The following is an 11796-nucleotide window of genomic DNA, read 5'->3' on the forward strand; positions in this document are numbered from 1 at the left end:
TGATCTGTTCGTACACGGCCTGTTCGATATGCCCGAATTGGCAGGGTTGGCGCAACCTTTCGTAAACGCTATCCGAACTCGACACGCCAGTGCTGTCGTGGAAGCGGTCGTGCAAGGTTGCGGCTAACGCGCAATATCCAATAACTGCTGCCCGAACATTCGGACATCAGGAAGGCCGCGCCCCCGTGCTTGACTTCGGTTCCTTGTTGCTCGCCACGGCCCTGTCCGGCGCGTGTCTGAGCGGAACGCTCGTCGCGATCTGGTTGACGGCGCGTCAGTCCCGTTTCGTGCTTACGATGGCGGTCGGGATACTACTTCTCGTGCTCCATGTCATCGCCTTTTGGCTCTACGGTCGCTACGCCTCGCCTTGGCTCGGTCAAGCCATGCTTGCCTTGCTGGTGGCCGGCTTCTTCGTCGTCTTCAGTTCGTCCGACCAGTACATCGAACGCGGCTGGTCGAGACCGGCCGCCATACCGGTCGCTGCCATCATTGCGTTGACGGCCGTTGTAACCGCCGCGGGTTTCGACGGCCTCGGCTTCGTCATCGCCTATTCCGCCGTCACCGGCATCCTGATCATGACCGCTGCCGCGTTCTGGACGAGCACGGAGGTCGACCGCCGCGTGCTGGCCCCGGTCTCGCTGCTCACTGGAAGCAGCGCCCTATCCTTCGCGTTGTGCGCCTTCGTCATCATCCAGCAAAAGCAGTGGGCGCTGGGAGGCGTGCCCAGGAACTGGGCCGAGGACGTCAATACGGTGGTCGTCGTTGCCTGCATGACCGCGCTCGGGGCGCTCACCATTTCCTTCCATCATTTGCGGACCCAGAGCCGCCTGACCGAGGAAACCCTCACCGACCCGCTGACCGGGCTGATGAACCGGCGTGCGCTGGGCATGCTTCACGGCGATACGCGCTTTGATTCCAGGACCGCACTTGCGATGTTCGATCTGGATCATTTCAAGCGCACGAATGACATCTTCGGCCACGCCGTGGGCGACAGAGTGCTGCAGCGCTTTGCTGACGTGGTCAGGAAATATGCCCAGGATGGCGTCGAAGGTTTCAGGCTCGGCGGAGAGGAGTTTGCCGTGATCATGTCCGGCATTCCTGCGCTTGAGGCTCACCAGATCCTACGCACGATCGGCGCATCCTTCGGTGCCGAAGTCGTCGCGACCAAGCTCGGCCCGTTGCGTAGTACGGTCAGCGTCGGCATCTGTTTCGGCGAAGACAAGGCAACGACGCTCGAGCAGATGTTGCTTGCAGCCGATGTCGCGCTTTATGCCGCCAAGCGTGCCGGGCGCAACCGCGTCGCCACAGCGGCTGCCGCGGACGGTGAAAGATCGCCCGAGCCTGAGCTTCTATTCGCATAGGGTCACTTGGGAAGAACGACTGTCGTCCTCCGACGCGACGCTTGAATCAAATCGGCGGCGCCCGTGAGGTGCGCCGCCGATCCTAAAGCTGGCCGTTCGATTACTCGGCGGCGCCGAGATACTCGCTCAGCGGCGGGCAGGCGCAGACGAGGTTGCGGTCACCGGCTACGTTGTCGATGCGCGACACTGGCGGCCAGTATTTGGCCACAGTGTCGGGATCGCCGCCGGGATAGGCCGCTTCGAGGCGCGAGTAGGGGTGCTTCCACTCGCCCGCCAGCGTCTCCGTCGCCGTGTGCGGCGCGTTGACCAGCGGATTGTCATCCTGCGGCCACTCGCCCTTTTCGACCTTCGCCGCTTCGTTGGCGATGGCGATCATCGCTTCGCAGAAACGGTCGATCTCGTGCTTCGGCTCGGACTCGGTCGGCTCGACCATCAGCGTCCCGGCAACCGGCCAGGACATGGTCGGAGCGTGGAAGCCGTAGTCTATCAGGCGCTTGGCGATGTCCTCGACCGAGATGCCGGCGCGCTCCTTGAGCACGCGGGTGTCGAGGATGCACTCATGCGCGACACGGCCGTTGCGGCCCTTGAACAGCACGGGATAGTGCGCCTCGAGCTTGCTGACGATGTAGTTGGCATTGAGGATCGCCGTTTCCGTCGCCTGCTTCAGGCCCGAAGCGCCCATCATCCGGATGTACATCCAGGTGATCGGCAGGATCGAGGCGCTGCCGAAGGGGGCTGCCGAGACCGCATGCGCGCTGCCGATTTCGACATGCCCGGGCAGGAACGGGGCCAGGTGCGACTTGACGCCGATCGGGCCGATGCCGGGGCCGCCGCCGCCATGCGGAATGCAGAACGTCTTGTGCAGGTTCATGTGGCAGACGTCGGCGCCGATGTCGGCGGGCCGCGAAAGCGCGACCATCGCGTTCAGGTTGGCGCCGTCGAAATAGACCTGACCGCCATGCGCATGAACGATCTCGCAGATGTCGCGCGCGCCTTCCTCGAACACGCCATGCGTCGAGGGGTAGGTGAACATCAGCGCCGCGAGCTTGTCGGCGTGCTGCTCGGCCTTCACCTTGAGATCGGTGACGTCGATGTCGCCGTCTTCGAGGCAATGCACGACAACCACGTCCATGCCGGCCATCGCCGCACTGGCCGGGTTGGTGCCATGCGCCGAGGACGGGATCAGGCAGATGTTGCGCTGCGTCTCGCCACGCGAGTGGTGATAGCGGCGGATCGCCAGAAGGCCGGCATATTCACCCTGGCTGCCGGCATTCGGCTGCAGGCTGACGGCGTCGAAACCGGTGATCTCGCACAGCCATGCCTCGAGGTCGTCGGTCATCGCGCGATAACCGAGCGAATGGCTGGTCGGTGCGAACGGATGCAGGTTGGCGACCGATGGCCAGCTGACCGGCATCATCTCGGCGGCGGCATTGAGCTTCATGGTGCAGGAGCCGAGCGGGATCATGGCGCGGTCGAGCGCCAGGTCCTTGTCGGCCAGCCTGCGCAGGAAGCGCATCATGTCGGTTTCCGAGCGGTTCTGGTGGAACACCGGCTGGGTCAGGAATTCCTTGCCGCGCGGCTGGCCGGGAAGCGAGCGCTTGGCTTCGGCTGCGACCTTTGCGCCAAACAGGGCGGCGATCGCTTCGAGATCGGCAGCGGTCGAGGTCTCGTCGAAGGCGACCGAGACATGGTCGGCGTCGATGACACGCAGCAGGCGGCCGGTCTTCTCAGCTTCAGTGGCGAAGGCTTCGGCCTTGCCCTTGGCTTCGATGGTGATGGTGTCGAAACGCTTGTCGCCGAGCACCGACAGGCCGGCGGCCGTCAGGCTTTCGGCAAGGCGGCTCGCCAGCGCGTGGACACGCTCGGCGATCGCCTGCAGGCCGACCGAGCCATGCCAGATGGCATAGGATGCCGCCATGTTGGCGAGCAGTGCCTGTGCCGTGCAGATGTTCGACGTCGCCTTGTCGCGGCGGATGTGCTGTTCGCGCGTCTGCAGCGCGAGGCGATAGCCCGGACGACCCTTGCTGTCGACCGACTGGCCGACCAGGCGGCCCGGCATAAGGCGGGTCAGCTTGTCGGAGACGGCGCAATAGGCGGCGTGCGGGCCGCCAAAACCCATCGGCACGCCAAAGCGCTGCATCGAACCGGTGGCAATGTCGGCGCCAAGGCTGGCAGGCGTGTCGGTGACGGTCAGGCTGAGCGGATCCGAGACGAAGATGACGATGGCGCCTACGGCCTTGGCCTTCTCGATCGCCGCCTTGTGGTCGCCATAGACGCCGTTGGTGTCGGGCCAGGAGACGATCAGCGCTGCCGTGTTGTCGTCGATGGTCTCGCCGTCGATCTCGGTCCCGAGCGGCTCGGCGCGGGTGCGAACGACGTCGAGGACCTGCGGATGCGCTGCACCGGCAAGGGCGACACGGCTGCGCTTGTCACGATGATGGCGCAGCGCGATGCCGACCGCTTCGGCGACGGCGGTCGCTTCGTCGAGCAGCGACGCGGAGGCGACTGGTAGGCCGGTCAGTTCGGCGACCAGCGTCTGGAAGTGGAACAGCAGCTCCAGGCGGCCCTGGCTGATTTCGGCCTGGTAGGGCGTGTAGGCGGTGTACCAGGCCGGGTTCTCGAACAGGTTGCGCTGGATGACCGGAGGCACGTTGACGCCATGGTAGCCGGCGCCAATGAAGCTCTTCAGCACCTTGTTGCGGCCCATCTTCTCGCCGAGCTCGGCAAGCGCTTCATGTTCGCTGGCAGGTGCCGGCAGGTTCAGCGCGCGATCGAGCCGGATGGACTTCGGAACAGCTTGCGAAATCAGCGTTTCCACCGAAGGCACGCCGATGGCGGCCAGCATGGCGCGGGTTTGTTTCGGGCCGGGCCCGATGTGACGGGCCGAAAAGGGGTAAGGTGCAGTGGTCATCTCAGGCGATCCTGTCAACCGATATGGGCTTTGTAGCCCGCTTCATCCATCAGGCCCTCGAGCTGGCCTGCATTGGCGATCTTCATCTTCCACAGCCAGCCGTCGCCGGTGGCAGCCGAATTGACGAGGGCCGGATCAGAGGAGAGCGTTGCGTTTGCGTCGATGATCTCGCCGTCGAGCGGCGCATAGACGTCCGAAGCTGCCTTGACGGATTCGACGACGACGGCGACGTCGCCCTTGGCGACCTTGCGGCCAGCTTCAGGCAGTTCGACGAAGACGAGGTCGCCAAGTTGTTCCTGGGCGTAGTCGGTGATGCCGACCGTTGCGATGTCGCCCTCGACGCGCAGCCACTCGTGGTCTTCGGTGTAATAGGTCTTGGTCATGGAAGTCATCCTTTGCGATAGCGATGCTGCGTGAAGGGAAGAGAATGGACGTCGACAGGCACCTTGGTGCCGCGGACGTCGGCGAAGACGCGGGTGCCGGCCTTGGCGAGCTGTGTCGAGACGTAGCCCATCGCCACCGGGAAGCCGGCTGAAGGGCCGAAGCCGCCCGACGTGACGCGGCCGATCAGCTTGCCGTCGGCGTCGAAGAGCTCGGCGCCGGAGCGAACCGGCTGGCGGCCCTCGGGCTTCAGGCCAACGCGCTTTTCCTTGGCGCCGTCAGCGAGGATCGTCGCAAGTGCTGCGCGGCCGATGAAGGCGCCATCAGCGCGCAGGTCCTTGGGAATTGCCCACATCAGGCCAGCACTTGCCGGATCGTTCTCGGGGGTAATGTCGTTGCCGTGCAGGCACAGGCCTGCCTCGAGGCGCAGGCTGTCGCGGGCGGCAAGGCCGATCCACATGACGCGCTCGTCGCCGAGCAGCTTGCCCAGCAGTTCGCGCGCGTCGGCTTCCGGCAGGCCGACCTCGAAACCGTCTTCGCCGGTATAGCCGGAGCGGCTCATGAACCAGTTGGCGCGGGGCTCGAAGCCCTGCATGAAGAACAGCTCGTCGGTGGCGATGCCCGCCTTTGCAAGTACCGCCGGAGCTTCCGGACCCTGGATCGCGATGAAGACGCGGTCGAGCGGCTCGATCGTCGCGTCGAAATCCTTGGCAAGCGCGCGCAGATGCGCCTCGTCGGTCGCGGCATTGCCGGCGTTGGCTACCACCATGAAGCGTTGGTCGCCGAGGCGGGTGATGATCAGGTCGTCGATGATGCCGGCGGTTTCGGTCAGCAAGAAGGTGTACTTCGACTGCCTGATATCGAGCGCGCGCGCATCGAGCGGGCAGGCGCGGTTGATCAGGTCGGCGGCACCCGATCCCGTGACCAGGAACAGCTTCATGTGGGAGATGTCGAACAGCCCGACATGCTCGCGGGTGTGAAGGTGCTCCTTCATCACGCCGGCGGGGTAGGTCAGCGGCATGTTCCAGCCGGCGAAAGCGCCAAAGCGCGCACCAGCTGTTGTATGCAGGTCTGCAAGGGGTAGTTGGTTTGTATGGTCGCCCGTCATGTCTTCTCCAGAGTCGCACGTGTCCAGCCGCTGCGGCGGCCATTCCGTGCCCCTCTGTCTGAAGCCTGAGAGACTCGCGCTCCGGAACTCTGTCGGCAGCGCTTACACCTTCGGCGCGGGATCAAAGTCCCGACTTTCCAGAGTGTCTTTCCCGTCTACGGTTCTTTTGCCTGAGAGATTTCGGGCGATTTCCCCTTCGGCGGCAGCTTTCGCTGCTCTCTCCCGCAAACAGGTAGAGCCGGTTAAGGCCCTCGACGAGTCGTCAATATCCCACGCACGACGCTTTGTCACCTAGACGCGCAGTGCTTATTCACCGCAAGGATAGTCCCATCCAATACTTCCGGGTAGTGAGCGCACGGACCCTGCCATCGGGGTGAACGCCGTCAGATGCCGCCATACCAGTCGTAGCCGCGGTCTTCCCAATAGCCACCCTTGCCAAAACCCATGGCGCCAAAGCTGTCGACGAGTTCGATCTTGTGGATGTATTTCGGCATCTTGTAGCCGAGCTGACGCTCGACCCGTACGCGCAGCGGTGCGCCGTTCTCCACGGGAAGCGGCATTCCATTCATGCCATAGGCAAGGATCGTTTGGGGGTGCCGCGCGTCGATCAGGTCGATCGAGCTGTAATATTTGACCTGGCCAGACAGGCTTTGCTCGATCGTGTCGAGGCAGTGGAAAACCACATAACGTGCCTGCGGCTTGACCACTGCCTGATCGAGCACCAGCGTCATCGGCACACCGGTCCATTTGGCGATGCAGCTCCAGCCTTCGACGCAGTCGTGGCGGGTGATCTGGGTGCGCGAGGGCATGTCCATCAACTGCTGCCGCGACAGCGACAGCGGCTTTTCGACAAGCCCGGTCACCTCCAGCCGCCAGTCGGCGAAGTCGCCGGACTGCAGTCCCTTGTAGACACTGTCATTGGGCGCGGTGATGCCGTTCGGCCGCTGTGGCTGACGGATATCGGCCTCGGTGAATTCCTGGGCGAGGGATGAGCGTCCGGCGATCAGCCTCTGGACGCGATAGGTCAGGTCGTTGGCGCCTTCGAGGACGTTGCGCACGCCGTTATCGAGATCGGCAAGGAAGTCGAAGGCGTCGCAGCCGGACAGAGCAACCGTCGATGCCCCAAGCGTTGCGGCGGTAAGGAAGCGGCGGCGGCTGAGCTGGAATTTGGGCATCTCAGACGCTCCCTTCGTGACGGTCACCCGCCGGCGGATCGGTGCGGTACCAGCCGGTGACGATCGAGCGCAGTTCGTTGATCGGTCCTGCTGCAAGGATCATCAGCATGTGGACGATGAAGAAGCCGACGAGCAGCACCATGGTGACGAAATGGATGGTGCGCGCGGTCTGACGCCCACCGAGCAGATCGGCGAGGAAGGGCACGGCGGCGTTCATGCTCGGCGACATGGCGAGGCCGGTGACGATCATCAGTGGCAATAGCACGAACAGCACCCCGCCATAGGCCAGCTTCTGCAGCGTATTGTAGTCGCGGCTGTGGTGGAATCTTAGCTTGGCGTGATCGGCAATGTCCCTGGGCAGCCGGCGCAGATCATCGACACCGGGTGCCAGGTCGCGGCGCAGGTGGCCGTTGAGCAGGCTGGCGACGAGCCAGACGAGCAGCGTGCCTGATAAAAGCCAGGCGAAGAAGAAGTGCACAACGCGCCCCGTGGCGAGGTCCTGGCCGGAGGGGATCGTCGCCCATGCCGGGAAAGCGCGGACGCTTGGATTGGCGGCAGGGCCGGAGAGGCCGAGCACCCCTGACGTGTTGAATCGATGTCCGAGAATTGTCGTGTAACCGACTGGACCTGTTGCACTATCTTCCGCACCAATGACCAGGACGTCATTGCTGAAAGCGAAGCCGGACTGCTTGCCGATGTAGAGTGCCGGATGGGCGTTGAATATCTGCAGGCCGGTGAGCAGCAGGAAAAACAGCGACAGTGCCCAGATCCAGTGGGTGAGACGCGTCCAGCGCGTCTGGCGGTAGACGAGTTCGCCGCAGGTGACCGGCGCAGTCCCTTCATCGGCCTGCTGCACCATGCGTGCCTGGCTTTCCATCGCGCCTGATCTCCCATGGCATCAGCCGTTGCGGGGCGCAATGTTACGCCCCTTCGCAAAGGATTACGCTTGGGCGCAGGGAATTGTTTCGCTGCCGCGATGATATTCGCGTGAGCCGATCAGCTTGCCAGCGAGACCACCAGGTTGACGGCGGCAGCGACGATGATGGTGTTGAAGAAGAACGACAGGATCGAATGGACCAGCGCCGCCTTGCGCATATGCGTAGACGAGATGTTGGTATCGGCGGTCTGGGCCGTCATGCCGATGACCACGGCGAAGTAGAGAAAATCCCAACCGCAGGGACGTTCCATACCGGGAAAGATCAACCCGCCGACCGGCTTTTGGCTGCGTGCTGAAGCAGTTTCCGACTTGCTGTCGCCTTTCCAGTAAAGGCGGGCGTAGTGAAGTGCGGCCATGGCGTGAATGGTCAGCCAGCCGAGCGGCAGCGATATTAGCGAAAACGCCAGCCAGTAGGGATGCGGGACCTGCCTTGCGTTCATCAGAACGAACAGCGAGCCGACGGCCACCGCGACGATGCCGATCGTTACCAGGAAGATGATCCAGACCGGTTCGTCCGCTTGCTGGGCGCGCCGGCTCAGGAAGTCGGCGGTCAGTCTCGGCATCTCGCGCAGCACCAGGAAGATGTAGGATGCAAAGAACGCATTGGCCGCGATGCTGTAGCTGAGCGGATGCTGGAGCAGCATTGCCACGGCCAGCGCTAGCAGCCCGACACCAGCGCTGGCGATGAAGATGAAGTGGCGGCCAAAAGGCTTCATGACGCTTGTACCGCCTTTACGGCCCGGCGCGCGATCTGGTCGAGCGCGCCGAGGAAACGCGAGCGATCCTGGGGCGCGAAGGACGCGTTGTAGCCCTTGCTCTCGCCGGTCTCGCGGAGGTGCTGCTTGAGGTCGCGCATGGCCACCGCCATGCCGATGCTTTCGGGCGTGAACGGCCTGCCTGTGGGGCCGAGCACATGCGCGCCGAGCGCCACGGTTCTGGCGGCCAGAGGAATGTCGGCGGTGACAACGATGTCATTGGGGCGCGCATTCTCGACGATCCAGTCGTCGGCGGCGTCCGCACCCTTGGAGACGACGACGTTGCGGATCATCGGGTCGCGCGACGGGCGCAGGCCGCCGTTGGACACGAAGGTCACGATTAGGTCCAGCCGTTCGGCGACCTTCACCACCTCGTCCTTCACCGGGCAGGCGTCGGCGTCGACATAGATGATCGGGGCATTTTCGGTCATTTCAGGCACTGTTCCGGGAAGGGATATCTTTGGCTATGGTCTGGCGCGTCGAACGGAGGCCGAGCATGGCATATCTGATCAATCGCGAACAATGGGCCGAAAAGCCCGATGTCTGGCACGGTGAATTCCAGGGCGCTGCCTACGGGGCGGACGTCTCTGTCGTGTTCTTCAGCAGTGACAAGGTCGGCGGCGGCCCCAAGCTGCACACGCACCCCTATCCGGAAGTCTTCATTGTTCGTGTCGGCCGGGCGCTGTTCACCGTTGGCGACGAGACGGTCGAAGCGGAGGCCGGGCAGATCCTGGTCGCGCCTGCGAACACGCCGCACAAATTCACCAATCTCGGTCCCGGCCGCCTCGAGACGACCGACCTGCATGTTGCAGGAACCTTTGAAACGACGTGGCTGGAGTGACCGGCCACGTCGTCTCATTCGCAGAGCAGACAGCCCGATCTGCATCCAAGATCATCTGGGCGCCTTAAGTCGCGATCCGTTGGCAATCATGGCCTTGGCCAATTCAAGAACCCGCGCAACCTCGCTACGAACACCAGCAAAGTCATGCTTCTTGCCCAAAATAACGAACACCTCAGCGACGGGGTCAATCAAGCGAAATATTTGGCCAGGTGACTGATCGGCGATGCTGTGGTCGCCTACCGTTGCCCCAGGGAAGAACATTCCTGTCGGGTCCTGGAGCAGAAATTCGTCTAAGCGTTCGTCGAAGTGCTCTAGCGAATTTCTAAGCTCCCGTGTCTTGAGAACGGATTCCTCGGAGACACCAAAAGCTGTTCTCAGTTTTTCTCCCCGCGCGTGGGCAACGCCTTTCTTCCTTGAGGGCCAGAAGAAGCGTGAAAGCGACCCGACGTGGGTAAGCGCTTCTTGCGCATAGGAAAATATAACTTCTTCGTTATCTAAGTTGGAGACTGAATATTCGTATCGGTTAAAAGCATCATTCGCAATATTTGATGAGTACAATATTGATTCGACATAGAAAGCTTCAAAAGCGGGTAGGATGCCTCCGAATTTTTCGGCTACATGCCTTCCGCGTTGTTCAAGTTCTTCGGGCGTGATCTGATCCAATATCTGCTCCAAGGATTTCAGGGTGAGGCGTTTTTTCTGAGCATGTCGATGTGAGGAATATCGTCTTCCAGATATTCTTCCGACACGGTCTCGAAGCCGAAGGACGCATAGAACTTTTGCAGATGGCTCTGCGCCGACAGCGCGATCGGGCGACCCGGAAACAACCGCTCGCATGCCGCGATGGATTCGGCCATCAGCTTGTCGCCGAGCCGCTTGCCGCGATGGTTTGGCGACACGACGGCCCGGCCGATATAGGCCGGATCGTCGGTGCCGGAAGGGGCGATGATGCGCGTGCTCGCCAGCAATTCCGTGCCGGCAAGCAGCCTGAGGTGCAACGCCTCGGGATCCTTGCCGTCCATTTCGGGGAACGCGCATTTCTGCTCGACGACGAAGACGTCGATGCGCATTTTCAGCATCGCATAGAGGTCGCGGGGAGAAAGATCGTCCAGGCTCCTGACGTCGACCTCATATGCGACCTCGTTCATCAGTACACCACGACGCTTCTGATGCTTTCGCCCGAATGCATCAGGTCAAAACCCTTGTTGATGTCTTCGAGCTTGAGCGTATGCGTGATCATCGGGTCGATCAGGATCTTGCCGTCCATGTACCAGTCGACGATCTTCGGCACGTCGGTGCGGCCGCGCGCGCCGCCAAAGGCGGTGCCCTTCCAGGTCCGGCCGGTGACCAGCTGGAACGGCCGCGTCGCGATCTCCTGGCCGGCACCGGCGACACCGATGACGATGCTCTCGCCCCAGCCGCGATGCGATGCTTCGAGCGCCTGGCGCATCACCTTGACATTGCCGGTGCAGTCGAAGGTGTAGTCGGCACCGCCAATCTGGTCGGCACCACGCTTGGTCATGTTGACGAGGTAAGGCACGATGTCGCCCTCGACCTCCTTCGGATTGACGAAATGCGTCATGCCGAACTTCTCGCCCCAGGCCTTGCGGTCATTGTTGATGTCGACGCCGATGATCATGTCTGCACCGGCAAGGCGCAGGCCCTGCAGCACGTTGAGGCCGATGCCGCCGAGACCGAAGACGATCGCCGTCGAACCGATCTCGACCTTGGCGGTGTTGATGACCGCACCGATGCCTGTCGTCACGCCGCAGCCGATGTAGCAGATCTTGTCGAAGGGCGCGTCCGGGTTGACCTTGGCGAGCGCGATCTCGGGCAGCACGGTGAAGTTCGAAAACGTCGAGCAGCCCATGTAGTGGAAGATCTTGTCCTTGCCGATCGAGAACCGGCTGGAGCCGTCAGGCATCACGCCTTGCCCCTGCGTCGCGCGGATCGCGGTGCACAGATTGGTCTTGCGGCTGAGGCAGGACGGGCACGAGCGGCATTCCGGCGTGTAGAGCGGGATGACGTGGTCGCCCTTCTTGAGCGAGGTGACACCCTTGCCGACATCGACGACGACACCGGCACCCTCATGGCCGAGGATAGCCGGGAAGATGCCTTCGGGATCGGCACCCGACAGCGTGAACTCGTCAGTGTGGCAGATGCCGGTCGCCTTGATCTCGACAAGCACCTCGCCCTCGCGCGGCCCCTCGAGGTCGACCTCCATGATCTCGAGCGGCTTTCCAGCTCCAACGGCGACGGCGGCGCGGGTTTTCATGGCAATGTTCCTTCAAGCAAAATCCGGGGGCAAATGTCGGCGGCAAGGTTTC

The 11796-nt window shown here is 62.8% G+C and carries 12 protein-coding genes and 1 riboswitch; of the genes, 2 read left to right on the plus strand and 10 right to left on the minus strand.

The window, feature by feature from the left end; all coding sequences use genetic code 11:
* The first annotated feature begins 185 nt into the window (after positions 1 to 185).
* On the plus strand, positions 186 to 1361 hold the full coding sequence (locus J1C56_RS02680; RefSeq protein ID WP_214385752.1) for a GGDEF domain-containing protein: 1176 nt from the start codon (positions 186 to 188) through the stop codon (positions 1359 to 1361).
* 100 nt (positions 1362 to 1461) lie between these two features.
* On the opposite strand, the gene gcvP is transcribed toward J1C56_RS02680, so the two are convergent.
* From gcvP to J1C56_RS02715, 7 genes are all read right to left on the minus strand, one after another.
* Positions 1462 to 4272, minus strand: coding sequence for an aminomethyl-transferring glycine dehydrogenase (gene gcvP / locus J1C56_RS02685; protein ID WP_214385754.1), 2811 nt, complete (start codon positions 4270 to 4272; stop codon positions 1462 to 1464).
* A 14-nt stretch (positions 4273 to 4286) separates the two neighbouring features.
* Positions 4287 to 4655: a glycine cleavage system protein GcvH gene (gene gcvH / locus J1C56_RS02690; RefSeq protein ID WP_214385756.1), complete on the minus strand. Its 369-nt coding sequence runs from the start codon at positions 4653 to 4655 to the stop codon at positions 4287 to 4289.
* Between the two features lie 5 nt (positions 4656 to 4660).
* Complete coding sequence (gene gcvT / locus J1C56_RS02695; RefSeq protein ID WP_214385758.1) at positions 4661 to 5761, minus strand: glycine cleavage system aminomethyltransferase GcvT; 1101 nt, start codon at positions 5759 to 5761, stop codon at positions 4661 to 4663.
* 148 nt (positions 5762 to 5909) lie between these two features.
* Positions 5910 to 5996: riboswitch (glycine riboswitch) on the minus strand.
* A 148-nt stretch (positions 5997 to 6144) separates the two neighbouring features.
* Positions 6145 to 6936 carry a molybdopterin-binding protein gene (locus J1C56_RS02700; protein WP_214385760.1) on the minus strand — a complete coding sequence of 264 codons (792 nt, stop codon included), beginning with the start codon at positions 6934 to 6936 and terminating at the stop codon, positions 6145 to 6147.
* 1 nt (position 6937) lies between these two features.
* Positions 6938 to 7813, minus strand: coding sequence for a cytochrome b/b6 domain-containing protein (locus J1C56_RS02705; protein ID WP_420797355.1), 876 nt, complete (start codon positions 7811 to 7813; stop codon positions 6938 to 6940).
* Positions 7814 to 7932: 119 nt separating this feature from the next.
* A complete protein-coding gene (locus tag J1C56_RS02710) occupies positions 7933 to 8589 on the minus strand; it encodes a DUF1345 domain-containing protein (RefSeq protein ID WP_214385762.1) in 657 nt (218 codons plus the stop codon).
* The gene (locus J1C56_RS02715; RefSeq protein ID WP_214385764.1) at positions 8586 to 9059 is read right to left on the minus strand and encodes a YaiI/YqxD family protein; all 474 of its coding nucleotides are present in this window, start codon (positions 9057 to 9059) and stop codon (positions 8586 to 8588) included. Before J1C56_RS02715 ends, J1C56_RS02710 begins: the two co-directional genes overlap by 4 nt.
* 65 nt (positions 9060 to 9124) lie before the next feature.
* Between J1C56_RS02715 and J1C56_RS02720 the strand changes: the two genes are divergently transcribed.
* Positions 9125 to 9469, plus strand: a complete 345-nt coding sequence (locus J1C56_RS02720) for a cupin domain-containing protein (RefSeq protein WP_214385766.1) — start codon at positions 9125 to 9127, stop codon at positions 9467 to 9469.
* A 51-nt stretch (positions 9470 to 9520) separates the two neighbouring features.
* Here J1C56_RS02720 and J1C56_RS02725 read toward each other — a convergent pair whose 3' ends face one another.
* The 3 genes from J1C56_RS02725 to J1C56_RS02735 are packed head-to-tail and all read right to left on the minus strand — an operon-like array spanning position 9521 to position 11744.
* Positions 9521 to 10132, minus strand: coding sequence for a hypothetical protein (locus tag J1C56_RS02725; protein WP_214385768.1), 612 nt, complete (start codon positions 10130 to 10132; stop codon positions 9521 to 9523).
* 17 nt (positions 10133 to 10149) lie between these two features.
* Entirely contained in the window at positions 10150 to 10617 is a 468-nt protein-coding gene (locus J1C56_RS02730) for a GNAT family N-acetyltransferase (RefSeq protein ID WP_214385770.1), read from the minus strand.
* On the minus strand, positions 10617 to 11744 hold the full coding sequence (locus J1C56_RS02735) for an S-(hydroxymethyl)glutathione dehydrogenase/class III alcohol dehydrogenase (protein ID WP_214385772.1): 1128 nt from the start codon (positions 11742 to 11744) through the stop codon (positions 10617 to 10619). The genes J1C56_RS02730 and J1C56_RS02735 overlap by 1 nt, the downstream gene beginning before the upstream one ends.
* Positions 11745 to 11796: the final 52 nt, after the last annotated feature.

The organism is Aminobacter anthyllidis (genome assembly GCF_018555685.1).
GTDB lineage: Bacteria > Pseudomonadota > Alphaproteobacteria > Rhizobiales > Rhizobiaceae > Aminobacter > Aminobacter anthyllidis.